15 protein-coding genes are annotated in these 17,463 nt (G+C 72.1%); 4 read left to right on the top strand and 11 right to left on the bottom strand.

All coding sequences use genetic code 11. From position 1 onward, the window contains the following. Window positions 1-31 precede the first annotated feature (31 nt). From lacZ to EJG53_RS04455, 4 genes are all read right to left on the bottom strand, one after another. The gene (lacZ, locus tag EJG53_RS04470) at window positions 32-3,208 is read right to left on the bottom strand and encodes a beta-galactosidase, LacZ type (RefSeq protein ID WP_125043696.1); all 3,177 of its coding nucleotides are present in this window, start codon (window positions 3,206-3,208) and stop codon (window positions 32-34) included. Window positions 3,209-3,312: 104 nt separating this feature from the next. Next, window positions 3,313-3,957, bottom strand: coding sequence for a LutC/YkgG family protein (locus tag EJG53_RS04465; RefSeq protein ID WP_125043695.1), 645 nt, complete (start codon window positions 3,955-3,957; stop codon window positions 3,313-3,315). Next, complete coding sequence (locus EJG53_RS04460; RefSeq protein ID WP_125043694.1) at window positions 3,954-5,429, bottom strand: lactate utilization protein B; 1,476 nt, start codon at window positions 5,427-5,429, stop codon at window positions 3,954-3,956. The genes EJG53_RS04465 and EJG53_RS04460 overlap by 4 nt, the downstream gene beginning before the upstream one ends. Then, window positions 5,426-6,220 carry a (Fe-S)-binding protein gene (locus EJG53_RS04455; protein WP_125043693.1) on the bottom strand — a complete coding sequence of 265 codons (795 nt, stop codon included), beginning with the start codon at window positions 6,218-6,220 and terminating at the stop codon, window positions 5,426-5,428. Before EJG53_RS04455 ends, EJG53_RS04460 begins: the two co-directional genes overlap by 4 nt. A gap of 123 nt (window positions 6,221-6,343) precedes the next feature. Here EJG53_RS04455 and EJG53_RS04450 point away from each other — a divergent pair, with 123 nt between their 5' ends. Beyond that, complete coding sequence (locus tag EJG53_RS04450) at window positions 6,344-7,660, top strand: MFS transporter (RefSeq protein ID WP_125043692.1); 1,317 nt, start codon at window positions 6,344-6,346, stop codon at window positions 7,658-7,660. Between the two features lie 90 nt (window positions 7,661-7,750). On the opposite strand, the gene EJG53_RS04445 is transcribed toward EJG53_RS04450, so the two are convergent. From EJG53_RS04445 to EJG53_RS04430, 4 genes are all read right to left on the bottom strand, one after another. Beyond that, window positions 7,751-8,794 (bottom strand): methyltransferase, encoded by a 1,044-nt coding sequence (locus tag EJG53_RS04445; RefSeq protein ID WP_125043691.1) that lies wholly within the window; start codon window positions 8,792-8,794, stop codon window positions 7,751-7,753. A gap of 244 nt (window positions 8,795-9,038) precedes the next feature. Then, window positions 9,039-9,503 (bottom strand): hypothetical protein, encoded by a 465-nt coding sequence (locus EJG53_RS40565; protein WP_154806357.1) that lies wholly within the window; start codon window positions 9,501-9,503, stop codon window positions 9,039-9,041. A 28-nt stretch (window positions 9,504-9,531) separates the two neighbouring features. Then, a complete protein-coding gene (locus tag EJG53_RS04435) occupies window positions 9,532-10,959 on the bottom strand; it encodes a DUF1996 domain-containing protein (RefSeq protein WP_125043690.1) in 1,428 nt (475 codons plus the stop codon). A gap of 34 nt (window positions 10,960-10,993) precedes the next feature. Next, window positions 10,994-11,713, bottom strand: coding sequence for a DUF4142 domain-containing protein (locus EJG53_RS04430; protein WP_244954975.1), 720 nt, complete (start codon window positions 11,711-11,713; stop codon window positions 10,994-10,996). A gap of 333 nt (window positions 11,714-12,046) precedes the next feature. On the opposite strand from EJG53_RS04430, the gene EJG53_RS04425 reads away from it, so the two are divergent. Both EJG53_RS04425 and EJG53_RS04420 read left to right on the top strand, forming a co-directional pair. After that, the gene (locus tag EJG53_RS04425) at window positions 12,047-12,730 is read left to right on the top strand and encodes a hypothetical protein (protein WP_125043689.1); all 684 of its coding nucleotides are present in this window, start codon (window positions 12,047-12,049) and stop codon (window positions 12,728-12,730) included. A 189-nt stretch (window positions 12,731-12,919) separates the two neighbouring features. Then, window positions 12,920-13,957, top strand: a complete 1,038-nt coding sequence (locus EJG53_RS04420; RefSeq protein WP_125043688.1) for a D-alanine--D-alanine ligase family protein — start codon at window positions 12,920-12,922, stop codon at window positions 13,955-13,957. Between the two features lie 50 nt (window positions 13,958-14,007). On the opposite strand, the gene EJG53_RS04415 is transcribed toward EJG53_RS04420, so the two are convergent. Together EJG53_RS04415 and EJG53_RS04405 are read right to left on the bottom strand one after the other, a co-directional pair. Then, the gene (locus tag EJG53_RS04415) at window positions 14,008-14,571 is read right to left on the bottom strand and encodes a GNAT family N-acetyltransferase (protein WP_125043687.1); all 564 of its coding nucleotides are present in this window, start codon (window positions 14,569-14,571) and stop codon (window positions 14,008-14,010) included. Window positions 14,572-14,878: 307 nt separating this feature from the next. After that, the gene (locus tag EJG53_RS04405; RefSeq protein WP_244954974.1) at window positions 14,879-15,106 is read right to left on the bottom strand and encodes a hypothetical protein; all 228 of its coding nucleotides are present in this window, start codon (window positions 15,104-15,106) and stop codon (window positions 14,879-14,881) included. Between the two features lie 122 nt (window positions 15,107-15,228). Here EJG53_RS04405 and EJG53_RS04400 point away from each other — a divergent pair, with 122 nt between their 5' ends. Continuing rightward, window positions 15,229-15,855, top strand: coding sequence for a LysE family transporter (locus tag EJG53_RS04400; protein ID WP_125043686.1), 627 nt, complete (start codon window positions 15,229-15,231; stop codon window positions 15,853-15,855). Between the two features lie 18 nt (window positions 15,856-15,873). On the opposite strand, the gene EJG53_RS04395 is transcribed toward EJG53_RS04400, so the two are convergent. Continuing rightward, window positions 15,874-17,457: an alpha/beta fold hydrolase gene (locus EJG53_RS04395; protein ID WP_125049149.1), complete on the bottom strand. Its 1,584-nt coding sequence runs from the start codon at window positions 17,455-17,457 to the stop codon at window positions 15,874-15,876. Window positions 17,458-17,463: the final 6 nt, after the last annotated feature.

Here is a 17,463-nt window from a genome sequence, read left to right as displayed (position 1 = left end):
CTGCGCTCCGTGGGGAGCGCAGGCACCGGTGTCACACCGGCCGCAGCCGGTACGCGTAGCTGTACGCCCGGTCGGCGTGCAGCAGGTACTTCTCCAGCGGCGGCGCGCCCCACGAATCGTTTCCGCCGACGCCCGTCTGCCGGTGGTTGACGCCGAGGACCGTCTCGGGGCGCCGCTTCAGCTCGTACGGATGCTCGTGCCGCTCGCTCTCCAGGTCGGACGGCGCGTGGTGCAGGGCGCTCAGCTCCAGCAGCGGCGCGCCGTCGCCGGGTTCCGCGCGTACGGTCAGCCCCGTGCCGTCGCGTCCGGTGAGCGAGGCGCTGCGTACGTCGGTCACGTTGCCGGTCTGCTGCGGCCGGACGTAGTTGCCGAGCTGGGCGTCGACGCTGCTGCGGTAGCGGCCGACGAAGGCCGCGGTGCGCCGGTCCCAGTAGTTCTCGTGCGGCCCGCGCCCGTACCAACTGAAGGTCTCCAGCCCGGCCGGTACGGTCAGCAGCGCGCCCACCAGGGGCAGGTCGGGCAGTCCGGCGCCCGGCGTCAGGGTGTGCCGGATGCGCACCTCGCCGTCGCCGCGCACCGTGAAGACGGTGTCCCACCGGGAGGCGGCGGGAGCGGTGGGCAGGGTGGCCCAGATCTCGATGGTCACTTCGGAGGCGGACGGCTGGGCGGCCCGCACCCGTGTCACCGTGCGCTTGGCGCCTGCCTCGCGCCAGGTGCGCAGCGTGTTCTGTGCGCCCCGGCCGATGTCGTTGTCCGTGGGGCCGCGCCAGAAGTTGGGCACCGGCCCGGCGGTCAGCAGGGCCCGCCCGCGGTGGCGGTAGGCCGACAGGGTGCCGCTCGCCTTGTCGAGGACGAGTTCTAGGTCGCGCCCGCTCACGGTGACGGCGCGCTCCGACTCGGTGAGGCGCAGGGGCGGCAGCCCGGTGGGGGAGGGATCGGCGGGCGCGGGGGTGTGCCAGGGCAGCGCGAGTTGTTCGGCGGCGACGCTGTGGCCCGCGTCCGCCCAGATGGTGGCGTGCCGCAGTACGAAGGAGAGGTTCAGCCAGTATTCGGCGCCGGGGGCGGGCCGTTCGGGACGGCTGAAGGGAATGCGTACGGTCGTGCCCTGGCCCGGTGCGGTTTTCGGCGCGGGGAGGGTGCCGTGCTGGATGCGTTCGCCGTCCTGGGTGACTTCCCAGCGCAGTTCGTAGGCGTCCAGATCGAGGAACAACTGCCGGTTGGTGATCCGTACGGTGCCCGTGGCGAGGTCGGCGGCGGCCGTCCGGACGGCCTGGTAGACCTTCTTGACCTCGTGGATGGCGGGGTGCGGCGCGCGGTCGGCGGCGACGATGCCGTTGCAACTGAAGTTCCAGTCGGTGGGGTAGCCGGGGTGCCAGTCGCCGCCGTAGGACAGGTAGGTGCGCTTCGGGTCGCCGGGGACGGGCAGGCGGATGGCCTGGTCGACGAAGTCCCAGATGAAGCCGCCGTGCAGATTGGGGTAGCGATCGAAGACGTCCCAGTACTCCTGGAAGTTGCCCGTGCTGTTGCCCATGGAGTGCGCGTACTCGCACAAAATGAACGGTTTCGGGTTGCCGGACTTCCCGTACCGCTCCACCTCGTCCGGCGTGCTGTACATGCGGCTCTCGATGTCGGCCACCGCGTTCATGCCCTCGTAGTGCACGGGCCGGGACGGGTCGCGGCGGCGCGTCCAGTCGGCCATCGCCGCGAAGTTGAGCCCCTGGCCCGCCTCGTTGCCCAGCGACCACACCACGACGGACGGGTGGTTCTTGTCCCGCTCGACCATCGACCGCATCCGGTCCAGGCACGCCCCGGTCCACGCCGGGAGACTGCCGGGGAGCCGGTCGCGGACGCCGTGCGACTCCAGGTCGGCCTCGCCGATCACGTACAGGCCGTACTCGTCGCACAGCTCCAGCCAGCGCGGATCGGCGGGGTAGTGGGAGGTGCGGACGGCGTTGATGTTGTGCTGCTTCATGATGCGGATGTCCTGGAGCATCCGCTCCTCGGGGACGGCCTGCCCGCGGTCGGGGTCGGTCTCGTGCCGGTTGACGCCGCGGAAGACGACGGGACGGCCGTTGACCGTGAGCTTGCCGGGTCCGTACGCGACGGAGCGGAAGCCGATCCGGGTGCTCTGCACGTCGACGGTGCGGCCCGCCGGGTCGGTGAGGGTCAGGACGAGCGTGTAGAGGTGCGGGGCCTCGGCGGACCACAGGTCGGGGGCGCGGACGGTGACCGTCGGGGCGACCGTGGCGTCCTGCCCGCCGGTGAAGCGGACCGTCGCGGTCAGCGGGGACGGTAGCGCCGGCCGCCCGCGCCCGTCGTACAGCTCCGCTCTTAGCCGGTGTTCGCCCGCCGCTGCCGCGCCCCGGGTGCGTACCGTCGCCGCGACGGTCAGTTCCGCGTCGCGGTGGGCGGCGTCCAGGGCGGTGCGGACGTGCAGGTCCCGGAGGTGCACGGGTGCGATGGAGTACAGGTACACGTCGCGGAAGATCCCGGACAGGTCGATCATGTCCTGATCCTCCAGCCAACTGCCGTCCGACCATCGGTAGACCTCCACGGCCAGCACGTTCGTGCCGGGCCGCAGCCGTTCGGTGATGTCGAACTCGGCCGGGGTGTAGCTGTCCTCGCTGTAGCCGACCCGCTCGCCGTTGACCCACACGAAGAACGCCGACTTCACACCCTGGAAGGAGAGCAGGGTGCGGCGGCCGTCCCAGGAACCGGGCACGGTGAAGGTGCGCCGGTAGGAGCCGACGGGGTTGAAGCCGTGCGGGACGTGCGGTGGCCGCGGGTCCTCGTAGCCGATCCACGGGTACTTGACGTTGAGGTAGATCGGCTCCGGGTAGCCCTCGATCTCCCAGTTGGAGGGCACGGTGATGTGATCCCAGGCGCTGTCGTCGTAGCGGGGCGCGAAGAAGTCGCGGGGCCGCTCGTCGGGGTTCTTCGACCAGTGGAAGCGCCAGTCGCCGTTGAGCGAGCGGTAGTACGGGGAGGAGCGGTACGTCCCGGTACGTGCCGCCCGGGGGTTCCCGTACGGGACGAGGCGGGCGCGGGCCGGTTCGCGGCCGACCTGGAAGATCCGCGGGGCGGCGTCCCACTCGGCGGTGGCGGCGGTAGCGGCGAAGGAGCGTTTCTGCGCGGCGAACGCGGCCCAGCCGGCCAGGGCGGCGCCGGTGGCGAGGAACGACCGGCGGCCGATGCGGCGTACGTTCATGAGAGGGCTCCGAACGTAAGGCAACAGGAAGCGTCAGGGTCGAACGTTGGCGCTGCGCATGACAAGCCCTCCGCGCGCCACTTCCCGCCGCCGGGCCCTGCCCCTCACTCCGACAGCAGCACGACCTCCAGCTTCCGCGGCCCGTGCACCCCTTCGACCCGGTCCAGCTCGATGTCGCTGGTCGCCGACGGTCCGGAGATCCACGTCAACGGACGTACCGGATCCAGGCGTTCGAGCGCCTCCGGCACCGAGTCGACGACCTGGTCCGGTACGCGCACCACACAGATGTGATGGTCCGGAACGAGCGAGATCCGGCGACGGCCCTGGTCGGGCGAGCCGTCCAGCACGATGGTGCCGGTCTCGGCGATCGCCACCGCGCAGCCGGTCACGACACTGCCCACCGCGTCGAGTTCACGCGCGGTGCTCGCCGCGCGGTCGTGGATGCGGACGGGATCGGCGGCGGCCATCCACGACGGGTCCAGCCCCGGCGGCACGAGGACGTGCTGCGTGCCGTGCTCGGCCAGCAGGCGCATGACCAGCATGTGCACCTCGTCCTCGGCACAGTGGTGCACCAGCGCCCGGTACTCCGCCAGGCGCTCGGCCAGCAGCGCCACCCGCTCCTCCGGCGTACGGGAACCATGGACGCGCAGATAGTCGCGGGGGACCGGCACGTCCTCGTACCCCTCACCGCGCGGTACGTCCGCCAGCGCCCGGCGCACCCGCGCCAGCACCACATCCCGGCTGCTCATTTCGCCCGCTCCTCTCCACGCGTACGCCGCCACCAGTCCCGGAAGGACTCGGCCGGCACCGGCGGCAGGTCCCGGGTGTCCGTCCAGGCGCGCCCCGGACCCGGCAGCCGGCGCGGATGCAGCCGCCGGGTACGGGCCGCCAGCCGCTGCCCCGCGCGCAGCGCCCCGGGGTGGTCGAACGCGAACCCGGCCGCGCGCATCGCCGCCCGCTCCGCGGCGTGCCCCTTGGCCGGTTTGAGGACGGTCTTCACACCCCGCCGCGTCACCCGGCCACCCTGCACCACCCGCTCCCGCAGATGCACCAGCACCTCCGGGATGTCGATGGCGACCGGGCACACCTCGTAACAGGCGCCGCACAGCGACGACGCGTACGGCAGCGAGGCGTCCAGCTCGCTCGCCGTACCGCGCAGTTGTGGAGTGAGGATCGCGCCGATCGGCCCCGGGTACGCCGAGCCGTACGCGTGCCCGCCGGCCCGCTCGTACACCGGGCACACGTTCAGACAGGCCGAGCAGCGGATGCAGCGCAGCGCCTGGCGGCCCACCGTGTCGGCGAGGGTGTCGGTGCGCCCGTTGTCGAGCAGCACGAGGTGGAAGGTGCGCGGCCCGTCGCCGTCCGTCGTGCCGGTCCACATCGAGGTGTACGGGTTCATCCGCTCGGCCGTCGAGGAGCGCGGCAGCAACTGGAGGAAGATCTCCAGATCCTGCCAGGTCGGCACCACCTTCTCGATGCCGACGACCGAGATCAGCGTCTCCGGCAGGGTCAGGCACATCCGGCCGTTGCCCTCGGACTCCACGACCACCAGCGTCCCGGTGTCGGCCACCATGAAGTTGGCCCCCGAGATGCCGACCTTCGCGGTCAGGAATTTCTCGCGCAGGTGCAGCCGCGCCGCCTCCGCCAGCGCGGCCGGCGCGTCCGACAGATCATCCGGCGCCGGACGGCCCCAACGGGCCATCTGCTCCCGGAAGATGTCCCGGATCTCGCCCCGGTTGCGGTGGATCGCGGGCACCAGGATGTGCGACGGCAGATCGTCGCCGAGCTGCACGATCAGCTCCGCCAAATCCGTCTCGTACGCGCTGATGCCCGCCTCGGCCAGCGCCCGGTTCAGTCCGGTCTCCTGCGTCGCCATCGACTTGACCTTGACGACCTCGCGCTCGCCGGTCTCCCGCACCAGCCGGGCGACGATGGCGTTGGCCTCCGCGGCGTCCGCCGCCCAGTGCACCTGCCCGCCGGCCGCCGTCACCGACTCCTCAAGCTGCTCCAGGTAGTGGTCGAGGTGGCGCAGCGTACGGTCCTTGACGGCGGCGCCCGCGGCCCGCAGACGCGCCCAGTCGTCCAGCTCCGCCACCGCCTTGGCGCGCTTGTCGCGGATGGTGTGGGTGGCGTGGCGCAGGTTGCCGCGCAGCCGGGCGTCCTGGGTGGAGGACGCGGCGGCCGCGGGGAACGCGGGCATGCCGAGATACGTACCGCTCACCGCGGGCTCCCTTCCGTGGCGCGGGCGCGGGACGGTTCCCGCGCGTCGGCCTCCGTGGCGGCCAGGATCTCCGCGATGTGCACGGGCCGGGCCGCCGCGCCCTGCCGCCGGAGCGTGCCGCCGATGTGCATCAGACAGGAGTTGTCGACCGTGCAGACCGCCTCCGCGCCCGTCTCCAGGACCGCCCGTGCCTTGTCGGCGCCCATCGCGGCCGACACCGCCGGATTCTTCACCGCGAAGGTGCCGCCGAAGCCGCAGCACTCCTCGGCGCCCGGCAGTTCGCGCAGCTCCAGCCCCCGTACCCGCTCCAGCAGCCGGCGCGGCCGGTCGCCCAGGCCCAGCATCCGCAGGCCGTGGCAGGTCGGGTGGTAGGTGACGGTGTGCGGGTAGTACGCGCCCACGTCGGTCACCTTCAGCACGTCGGTCAGGAACTCGGTCAGCTCGTACGTCTTGGGCACGGCGCTCGCCGCGGCCCGCGCCAGCTCCCGCCCGGCGCGCCCCTCGGCCTCGGCCTTCGCCGCGATCCTCGGGTAGTTGTCCCGCACCATCGCCGCGCACGACGCGGAGGGGGTGACCACGTAGTCGTAGTCGGCGAAGGCGCGGTCGAAGCGGTGCACCAGCGGCTCCGTCAGATGCCGGTAGCCGGTGTTGAACTGGGGCTGGCCGCAGCAACTCTGCTCCGCCGGGAATCCCACCTCGACCCCGAGGCGTTCCAGCAGCGTGATCACTGCCCGGCCGGTGTCCGGGTAGAGCGTGTCGTTGATGCAGGTGACGAACAGTGCTACGCGCACGTTGCCATCTCCTTTCGGCTGCCGTCGACCGCTGGCGGCGGGGCGTCTCACCGGTACATGATCACCTGTCGGCTCATCCTGCCCCAGCGGCGGGCGAAGGAGAAGGACCCGGAGCGGAGGACCATGACACGTGCGGAGCAGGCCGAGGCCGGAACGGCGGAAGGGGCGCCGGACGGCGCGCCGCGGCAGGTGTCGCAGTTGCGGCAGTTGGCCGCGGCGTCGGTCGGCAACGCCGTGGAATGGTACGACTGGTACGCGTACTCCTTCCTGGCCGTCTACATCGCCGACCGGGTCTTCCCCCAGGACACCGGCAACCCGCTGGTGCCGCTGCTGTCCACCTTCGCGGTGTTCGCGGTGGGCTTCTTCATGCGCCCGGTCGGCGGGCTGCTGATGGGCGCGGTCGCCGACCGCCGGGGCCGCCGGGCCGCGCTGACCCTGACGATCCTGCTGATGGGCGGCGGCAGCCTGCTCGTCGCCGTCACCCCCACCTACGCGGCCACCGGCGTGCTCGCGCCGGTCGTGCTGGTCGTCGCCCGGCTGGTGCAGGGGCTCTCCGTGGGCGGCGAGTTCGCCGCCTCCACGACCTTCCTCGTCGAGTCGGCCGGACCCGGCCGGCGCGGGCTGTTCTCCAGCTTCCAGTACGTCTCCACCACCGCGGGCCAACTGCTGGCGTCCGGCACGGCCGCCCTGCTGGCGGGCGTCCTGACCGACGGCCAGATGGGGCAGTGGGGCTGGCGCCTGGTGTTCCTGATCGGCGCGGTGTTCAGCCTCCTCGGCCTGTGGATCCGCAGCGGGGCCCGCGAGACGCGCAGCGAGGAGCAGCGGGCCGCCGCCCGCCCCGGCATCTTCGAGGCGCTGCGCCGCTACCCGCGCCAGTCCCTGCTGATCTGCGGCATCACCGCCGGCGGCACCCTCGCGTACTACACCTGGACCACCTACCTGCCCACGTACGCACAGGTCAACGCCGGTTTCGACAAGAGCGAGGCGCTCACCGTCGGCACCCTGTCGCTGCTGTTCTTCGCCCTGCTCCAGCCGCTCGGCGGCCTGCTCTCGGACCGCGTCGGCCGCAAGCCGCTGCTGCTCGGCTTCGCGCTGGGCTTCGCGGTGCTCGCCGTACCGCTGCTGCACCTGGTGACCGACGCGTTCTGGTCGCTGCTGCTCGTGCAGTGCGCGGGCATGGTGCTGCTGACCGGGTACACCGCGGTCGCCGCCGCCGTGAACGCCGAGGTCTTCCCGGCCCGGGTACGGGCCGCGGGCATCGGCTTCCCGTACTCGCTGACCGTGGCGCTCTTCGGCGGCACCGCGCCGTACGTGGGCACCTGGTTCAAACAGGCCGGGAACGCGGACCTGTTCCCCTGGTACGTGTCCGCCCTCTGCCTGCTCTCCTTCGTCGTGTACCTGACCCTGCCGGAGACCGCCAAGCAGAAGCTGGACACCTGAGACCGCCGTGCGTGCGGGCCGTCCGCGGTCCGTACGCACACCGCGGACGGCCCGCACCTCGCGTGTACCGGGCATGTCACATCGCGCGCGTCACTTGCGGGCGACGATCGCCGCGTTGGCGCCGGGCGCCTCGAACGGCACCTTGCGGACCTCCGAGAACCCGGCGTCGGCCAGCCAGGAACCGTACTCCGCCGCCGTGTAGTTACGCCCGCCCTCGGTCTCGACCAGCATGTTCAGGCTCATCAGGGCGGCCGGGGCGGGCCCGGTCAGATCGTCGTCCACCATCAGCTCGCTGATCACCAGCGTGCCGCCGGGCGGCAGCGCCGCACAGCACTTGTCCAGCAGCATGCGGTTGGTGGCCTCGTCCCAGTCGTGCAGGATCATCGACAGCACGATGATGTCGTGCCCGCCGGGCAGCTCCGGCTCGGCGAGGAAGTCGCCGGGATGGGTGCCGATCCGGTCGTCCAGCCCGGCCTCGGCGACGTTGCGTTCCGCCACCGGACACACCTTCGGCAAGTCGTAGACCGTGGCCTTCAGCCCCGGGTGCCGCCGGCACAGCTCGATGGCGTACGCGCCGGAGCCGCCGCCCACGTCCAGCAGCCGCGCCCCGGCGGTCAGGTCCACCACCTCGCCGAGCCGCTGCGCGGTCCACGACGACAGCGCGTGCATCGCCTCCCAGAAGACGGCCAGCAGGCCCGGGTCCTCGGTGTCGAACAGATGCGGCTGCTTGTCGGGGTCCCAGGTGGTGGGCCGGTTGGTGCGGACGGCCTCGCCGAGCCGGCCCCAGCCGGGATACAGCCGCTGGTCCAGCATCCGCAGCCAGCCGCTGAAGTGGTACGGGCGGCCCGGCACCAGATACGCGTCGGTCAGCGCGGAGTTGACGAAGCGGCCGTCCTTCCGGCGCTCCAGCAGGTCCAGCGCCGCGCAGCCGGTCAGCAGCATCCCCGCCGGCCGTACACCGATCTCCAGCTCCTCGGCGCACTCCTCGACCGTGCCGCCGCCCAGCCGGTCGAGCACCCCGAACAGGCCCAGCTCGTCGGCGGTGGCCAGCGTCTTGAACGCCCAGAACCCGGTGGCTAACTGCATCAGCGGGAGCGGGGACACAGTCGGCGCGACGGGGTGCGGGGATGCCATGGAATGCCTCCAGCAATCGATACGGGGGTGATACGGGGACGTACGGGGATCGCACGGAAGTTTACGGACGCGAACATACGTCCGTGTCCGTGATCACTACCACCGCCGGGAGGCTGTCACACACGGAAAAAGGGCACCGAAGGCGGTGCCCGGTAAGCGGAGCGAACGGCGCCGTTCCGCCCTGGCGCGGACGGGACGGCGCTGTTCCGGTACTGGACGGGCCGGACGGGGCGGGGTCGGCGCGTCAGGGGGAGTGGCCGTGTCCGGCGCCCGACTCGACGGTTCCGCCCAGGCTGTCCCGCAGCGGCAGCAGCGCGTTCCGGGAAGGTCCGGTGACCGACCAGCGGGTGCCGACGAGATAGCTGCCCCCGTACGCCTGGGCCTCGGTGAGCCAGGCGCGCTTCTTGGCGTCGCTGCTGAAGGTCAGGATACGGAAGACACCGGCGCGGGTGGTGCAGCCGCCTTCCCGCAGTTCCTGCGCGTCGAGGATGATCTCGGCGCGGCAGCCGAGGGCGGCGGCGATGCGGGCCATGGAGGCGGGCGGGCCGGCCGGGTCGGGGTCGGGGGCGGAGTGGCCCGTGTGTGTGGTGTGCCGGGTGGGCTGGGGAGCCGGGGTGGGGGCGCTGTTCGCGTAGCCCGCCACGACGATCGCGCCGGACAGGGCGCCCGCCGCCAGGAGAGGGAGCGCGGGGCCGGACGGGAACCTCATGGGAATCCGTTCCTTTCGGCGAGCCGCGTCAGCGGCAGTCGCGGCCGGAATTGACGCAGTCCACGGCCGTACGCATCAGCCGCTGCGGCATCAGGTTGATGAAGTCACCGTGGTCCGTCACCGGGTTGTGCAACTGGTCGGGGAAACTGTCCACCGCGTACAGCGTGTTCGGCGGAATGGCGTAGGTCAGCCGCTGCACCAGCCGGGGAATCGGGCGGAATCCGCTGCGGCACTGCCCGTTCCGGCCCGGAAAGACCACATGCGTACGGTGATTGGCGCTGTCGGTGTCGCGCCCGTCCCAGCAGTTGGGAAACGCCAGTGACCGTAGGACCTTGCTGCCCCGGGGGCAGATCGGGTACTTGTTCCTGAGCTGCCGGTCCTCGAAACCGGTGCAGCTCCACGAGGCATTGGCGTTGGCCGGGCCGTTCGTCAGCGCTTTCGCGTCACCGGTGAGAACGCGCAGGAAAGGCGGCATGGCGGTGACCTTTTCCGCTCCGCCTCCGTCGAAGGTGAGCGAGACTTCGGCGGGCCGTACGATCGTGCCCACATTCCCGTCCTGGCCGCCGCCGGGCGCATTGGCGTCTCTTTCCCGCCCGTTGTCCCGCAGCCGCAGCACCGGCCAGTAATAGGTGGACCTGTCCCCGTTGGCGCAGGTCGTACCGGCCCCGGCCAGTTCGTTGTCGGAGGAGAACGCGTCCGTCGCCAGGTTTCCGACGTAGTCGTGCAGGTGGTGGGCGCCGTTGCTGACGCCCGGCGCCACGATCAGGTTGTCCGGGTTGTTGTGACCGTTCTCGTTGCGCCCGCATTCCGAGCGGAAGGAACCGCCCCGCCCGCCTCTCCCGCCCCGGTCTCCGCCGCCTCCGGTGTTCGGACGTACGGTTCTGATGTCGACGAAGTCGTTGCGGAACGGGCCGTTGTCCGCGCTGTTCCCGTCCCGCGCGCCCCGGGGAGCGCTCTGTGCGGTGGCGGTCTCTCCGGTCGTACGGCACGCGCTCAGCCGGTCGAGGGCGCCGGGCTGTCCGCCGGCCCGGCGCAGCGCGTCCGAGATGCGCCCGATGGTGGCGCCGCGGTCCCGCTCCAACTCGTCCAGTACACGGTCCCGCGCGCCCGGGTCGGCTGCCCAGCGCTGGAACGCCCTGGCGACCTGGCCCTCCAACTGCCCGAGGTTCCGGTTCACCTCGGGCGCCGCCTGCGCCGGAAGGCTGCGCAGCCGCTGGCCCACGTCCGGACAGCCGATCGTCCGCCCGGCCACCGAAGCCCCGTCGCCGGCCGCTCCCGTCCCGCCCGCTCCTCCCGACCCGCCCGCTCCGGTGCCCGCCAGCGCCTGGGCGGCGATCACCGCCGTACCCCCGCAGGCGGCCAGCGCCGTGACGATCAGCGCCCCGCTCCGCTTCGACAGACGTGTCCTCTTGTGCGGACGAGCCGCCCGCGCCGATATCCGCTGCTGCCGTTTCATGTCATCACTTCCCTTCTTTTCGCGTCATGTGGCTTCACTTCGCGGGTGGCGGCGCCACCGTAGCCGTGCCGGACCCACCGGATACCGGTCCGCCGTCGAGTGCCCCGAAGTCGACCAGTCCGGTCTGTTCCAGGGCCGTGATGTGATCGAGGACGACGGAATTGGCCCGTGTGGCCAGGTCCCGGATCACCGCATTACGGGTGTTCGCCCGGACTTGGGCGACGAGGGAGAAGACCTTCCCGTGCGCGCGGCGCGCCAGGTTCACGAAGAGCCGCTCGTACGTATCACCTTCGGCCGCGTCGAGTTGCGCGAGCCAGCCCTGCTGCTCGGGAGTCGGCTGCCCGGGGAGCGTGACGGCCAGTGCCCGGGCCGCGTCGGCGGTCCGCCGGTTGAGATCGGTGTGCCCCTCCGTCAAATGCCGGCCGGCGTGCCGCACGGCCTGCCGCTTTCCGCGTTGCAGGGCCTGCCGGCCGGCGGGAAGCTCCCACAGCCCGGCCTGCCGTACCTTTCCGACGAATTCCCGGTCGAGCGGTGTCAGCGGGCCCGACGGTGTGTTCCACACTCCGAGCCCGTCGTCCTGCGCACCGGAAGCCGAACTGCCCGCGGCGCTGCCGCTGCTCGCGAACAACCGCACCGGCAGCAGAATGGCCACGGCCGTAAGGGAAAGACCCGCGATGACCAGTCCGGTGCCCACCGAGAACCGCGGCCGGACACCGCCGGTCACCGAACGCCACCGTCCGACGCTTCGCACCATGCCCTCCTTCTCCGGGTTACGGGAAAAGGACGCTAATGCGGGGTCGGCCCACCTCCGCCGTATTGGCGCCGAACCGACAAAGAACCGCCACGGCGCTCTCCGCTTGCTAGGGTGCCGGGCCGCGCCGAACGGCGCCGGGATGCCGACCCGTACCCCTTTACGCCCTCACGGCCGGTGAAGCCCAGGCCGACACGCCGGTCGATGTCGGGCAATCGGGTGATTTGATGCTCTGAGCGTCACCAACGGCTGCACAGCGTCAATACCTTCAGCAAACACAGCAACGCTGCCGGTCAGCCGCGGCCGACCGCAGCCGTACATGAAGGAGACGTCCCCATGTCCGCACCGCGCCGCCTGCTGACCACGGCCTGTGTGACCGCGCTCGCCCTCACCGTGCCACTCGGCGGCGGTCTCTCCGCGGCCGCCACCCCGGAGGGCCCGCGCCCGGTGCCCGCGCCCCAGGGGGACCTCACCCGGGTCGGCACGGGCAGCGGTGCGTTCTGCCTGGCACCGGAAGCCGGCCGCGCCCTCGCCACGGCACATGTCCGGCTGAACGCCGTCCGCCCGGCCCGGGTGACCGGCACCCGTGAGCAGCGGTGCGTCACCGCGCCGATCACCGGCGGCACGTTCGACCGCAGCCTGTCCAAGGGCGAACTGCGCTTCGACGGAGGCTTCGAGTTCACCCGCGGCGGTCGCTACCTGCGGGTCAACCACCTGAAGGCGGACTTCGCCACCGGCCGGATCTCCGGAGACGTCCGGGGCGCCCGGCCCGCCCGGGCGGCGTTCCTGGCGTTCACCCTGGACCGGAAGAACATCCGGGTCTCCTCCGGCAAGATCACGGCGCGTATCACCTTCACCCTGACCAGCCAGGGCGCCGCCTCCTTCAAGAGCGCCTTCGGCACCGCCCCGGTCAAGGCGGGCGACCGGCTCTTCGAGGGCACCGGCACCGCCGACGTCCAACTGCCCCACCCGCCCGACGCCCTCCGCCCGGCCCGCCCGACGCTCGACGTGCAGCAGTGACGGGAGGGGGTCGCTGACCACCGGGCGGGCCCCGCGAGCCGTGAGTGGCGCGCACGGCCCGCCTCGGGCGGCCCGGTGTCCGAGCCGGTTGTCCGCATCAGTGAACCCCCGGTCGTGACCCCGGACTCATCCGACGGCAGCACGGCGCAGCTACGGGCCCCGGCCACCCGGGTGCGGCAGAATCCCCGTATGCGTGTTGTGATCTTGAGCGGTGGAGAGAGTTCGGAACGAGACGTCTCCCTGGCCTCGGGCTGGTCGGTCGCCCGGGCCCTGCTGGAACGCGGACATGAGGTGACGCTGGTCGACCCGGCGGCCGCGGTGCCGGTCCTGGCCGGGCCGCTGCGCCCCGGGGACACGGTCGCGGGAGTCGCGGTCGGCAAGGAGCCGCCGTCGCGCGCGGAGCGTCACCGGCTGCGGTCGCGCCTGCACGCCGCCCTGACCGGCGGCCCGGTCCTGGAGCTGCTGCGCGGCGCCGATCTGGTGTTCCTGGCCCTGCACGGTGGCTGGGGCGAGGACGGGCACGTACAGGCCGTGCTGGAGATGGCGGGCGTACCGTTCACCGGCGCGGACAGCGCGACCTGCGCGGCGGCGTGGCACAAGGGGCGGACGCAGGCGGTGCTGGGCGCGGCGGGGCTGCGGGTGGCCGAGCGGGCGCTGTGGCGTCCCGCGGTGTCCGACGTGCCGCCGGACGTCGAGCGGCTGGCGACGGCCGGGCCGGTGGTGGCCAAGCCGGTCGCGGACGGTTCGAGTGTGTCGGTCCACCGCGTCGACTCGCTGTCGCAACTGGGACAGATCGCCGCCGAGCTGCGCTCCGAGGAGGTGGAGCTGATGGTCGAACCGTTCCTGCCCGGGCGGGAGTTCACCGTGGCCGTGGTCGGCGACCAGGTGCTCCCCGTGATCGAGATCGAGCTGACGACGCCGGTGTTCGACTACACGGCCAAGTACCAGCCCGGGGCGGCCGTCGAGGTCTGCCCGGCGCGCATTCCGGACGCCCTGGCGTCCCGGCTCCAGGAGTCGGCCCTGCGGGCGCACCGGGCCCTGGGATTCGGCAGCGGCACGTACTCGCGTACCGACTTCCGCTGCGACGCGGACGGCGAGCCGATGTGCCTCGAAGTGAACGCGCTCCCGGGCCTGACGGCGACGAGCCTGGTGCCGCTCGCGGCGACCGGGGCCGGCTGGACCTACTCCGACCTGATCCAGCGCATCGTGGACCTCGCGACGCGCTGAACGGGTGGCCCGCCGGGCACAGCGCCCACCGGGCCGATGCCCCGGCGAGGTCAGACGGCTGTGCGTCGAAGATGCAGATGGCCGTCGAGCGGGTAGAGCGGCGGCGACGCCGGCAGGATGCGGTCGAACCCGTAACCGCACTTCTCCGCGACCCGGCAGGACGCCACGTTGTCCGCCTGGTGCAGCAGTTCAAGGCACTCCAGGCCGTCGGCCCGGAACGTGTCGAAGGACCAGGCGGTGAGGGCCTCAAGGGCCCGGGGTGCCACACCGCGTCCCCGGGCCCATGCCGCGGTCCAGTAGCCGACCTCGGCGACGGGCTTGCCGGGCACGGCGTTCTTGAGCACCACGTTGCCCGCCAGCCGCGGTGGCGCATCGGAGGCCGCTTCCAGGACGGCGAAAGCGAGCCGGTCGCCCGCGGCCCAGCCCTGCTGCTCGGCCTCGATCCATCGCAGCCCGTCGGCCTCGCTGTCCATGGGAACGCTTGCCCAGCGGCGCAGTTGCGGATCCCGGTACGCCTCGATCAGCGCGGCGACGTTGTTCTCGGCCCAGGGGCGCAGGGTGAGAGCGGGGGCGGCAGGCGTCGCGGCGGCCCGGAGTAAGACGGTGGTGTGCACCGGCTGATCATAGGCGGCAGTACCGGCGTTCGGGACGGATGAGGACCGCACGAACGAGGACCGCTGACGCAACGGACGGCCCGGCCGGTCGCGACGATCGCGGTGACCAACACCGACGAATGGCTCATCGCCAACGCCGCGGGCCGCGCCGCGGGCATCTCCACGTCGGCCACCCTGAGCAACCACATGCACCCGTCGCTGATCTACCGCCCGCTCGCGGACGCGCCTGCCGTCCCCGTCGTCCTCGCCTGGCGCGACGGCCCGGTCCACCCGGCCGTCCCGGACCTGCTGGCACTCGCCCGACAAGTCATCGCCGCCGGAGGGCCAGCCATGCCACCACCTGGTCGGCTTGTTCGAGGTGGGAGAACTCCTCGTAGTCCATGACCGGACGCAGCGTGCCCCGCTCGCGGTCGACCACGAGCGCCGCTCCGGTGGCCGGCTCCCAGGCCTCCACCCGTACCGTGCGCCCGATGGTGGTGTCCGTGCCGTTGAAGATGGCGTTCCAGCCGGTCTGATGGAAGTGGCGAAGATTCACTTCCGCATGGTCACGTACCGCGACGGGCGTCCGTTCCACGGCGATAATGGCTCGTCCCTTGCGCCCGTTCCCGCGCCCTGCACCTGCGCTCTGTCCCCTCCCACTGCCGCCGAGGGCCCAAGATGACCGAAGCGCTTCTGACCGGACTGCTCGCCGGCTACGGCATCGCCATGCCCGTCGGCGCCATGGCGGTGCTCATCGTCACGCTGTCCGCGCAGGTCTCGTGGCGCCACGGTATGGCGGCCGCGCTCGGGGTGGCTACTGCGGACGGGCTGTACGCGCTCGTCGCCGTCGTCGGCGGGGCGGCGTTCGCGGAAGCGATCACCGCTGTCGCCCGGCCTCTGCGACTTGTCGGCGCTGCCGTACTCGTACTCATCGCCCTGCGCGGCCTGGTGACCGCTGTGCGCGTTCACCAGGCCCGGACGGAGCGGCCGCCGACCGTCGGCGCGTCGCTGTCACGCACGTACATCGGCATGGTCGGTCTGACGCTCCTCAACCCGGTCACCATCGTCTACTTCGGCGCCCTGGTCGTCGGCCGCCAGGCCGCTGCCTCCACGACCGCCGCCAGTGCGGTCTTCGTGGCCGCCGCCTTCGCCGCCTCGGCGAGCTGGCAGGTTCTGCTGGCCTCGGGCGGCGCCCTGCTCGGCCGCCTGCTCACCGGTGACCGGGGCCGCCTGGCCATGGCCGTCCTCGGTAACAGCGTGATCCTGCTGCTCGCTGTCCGTCTTGCCTGGACGGCCATGGCCTGAAGGGGTGGACGGGAGGGCCTACTTGACGCAGGTCTCGTCCGCCGCCGGCAGTTTGCCGGTGGCCAGGTACCGGTTGACCTTGGCGTCCACGCAGGCGTTGCCGTATTCACCGTAGAGGGCGTGGCGGTTGGCACCCTTGAGCGTGACGAGCCGGGAACTCGGCAGCAGGCCGTGCAGTGCCAGACTGCTCCGGTACGTGGTCCGAGGGTCGCCGGTGGCGGCGACGATCAGGGCCGGGGCGTCACGCCGTACCTGGGTGGGCTCTTCGCGTGGCCGGTCCCAGAAGGCGCACGGGCCGATGTTGTCGGCCATCGGACCGAGCAACGGGTGCTTGGCGCGGTCGCGCTGGATGTCCCGCCAGTAGACCTCGGGGTCGCGCGGTGCGGGCTTGTCCCCGCACATGATCGCGGCCTGCACGCCGCCGGGCTCGTCGTCGGTCTGGAGGAACCGCAGCAGTTGAACGAACTCCGGGGACAGCCGGGTCGGTTGCCCGGCCGCGGCCTTGACCAGTACGGAGAGCTGCTCGCCGAGTACGGCCCGCGTCCGGTCGGTGTCGTCGGATATCGCGGCGAAGAGCAGGAACGGAATCTGCGTGTCGTCGATACGGTAGCGTTCCGGCGCGGTGCCGATCGTCAGCGGGCGCTGCGCGGACGCTTCGAGGACCCGGCCGATGGTGGCGAGCACCTGGGAGCGCGTACGGCCGAGGTGGTACGTGGCGTCGCGGCGGGCCGCCCAGTCGGCCCAGGCGGCGAGGGCCCGGTCGTTCTCCTCGATGGCGTACCGAAGCTGCCGGGGTGTGTAGTCGTCGGGTGCGAGCGCTCCGTCGAGTACGACCCGGTCGTAGCGGCCGGGGAACATCTGGGTGTAGACGGTGCCCAGGTAGGTGCCGTACGAGTAGCCCAGGTAGGAGATCTTCCGTTCGCCGAGCGCGCCCCTGATGACGTCCATGTCGCGGGCCGTGTTGCGGGTGCTGATGTGCGGCAGGACCGTCGGCGCGGCGGCCCGGCACTTGTCGGCCAAGCTCTTCTGGAAGGCGACCTGGCGCTCGAAGCTCGCACGGCTCAGACCGGCCGAGACGAAGTGGGTACCCACGGGCCAGCCGCAGTTCAGCGGGGTGCTGCGGCCGACGAAGCGCGGGTCGAAGCCGATGATGTCGTAGCGCGGCCCGACCTTCTTCATCGCTTTGCGGATGTCCGGCGGAGACGACAGGGCGGGGCCGCCGGGTCCGCCGTTGTTGAGCAGGATCGCGCCGATGCGGTGGCGGGTGTCGGTCGCCTTGAGCCGGGAGACGGCGATGCTGATCGTACGGCCCTGGGGAGCGGCGTAGTCGAGCGGTACGGTCACGTCCGCGCACTGCACGCCGGCCCGGTCGAGGTCGCGGCCCGCCGCGTCGTCGGGGCCCGTGGCGCAACGGCCCCAGGTGAGGTGCTGGTGGTAGTAGCCGCTGAGGCCGGGAGCGGGGGCGGGCGCGGCGGCACGGGCCAGGCCGGGGGAGGTGGCGAGGCAGGCCGCCAGGGCCAAGGCGATTGTCGCGGAGCGGCGCACGGCTCGGCGGGAGATGGCCGCCGGGCTGGATGCGGTCGCCGGGCGGGTGGCGGTCATCGGGGC

This window comes from Streptomyces chrestomyceticus JCM 4735 (genome assembly GCF_003865135.1).
GTDB lineage: Bacteria > Actinomycetota > Actinomycetes > Streptomycetales > Streptomycetaceae > Streptomyces > Streptomyces chrestomyceticus.
Note: the sequence above shows the minus strand (reverse complement) of the source record. Positions and strands in the feature narration are given on the sequence as shown.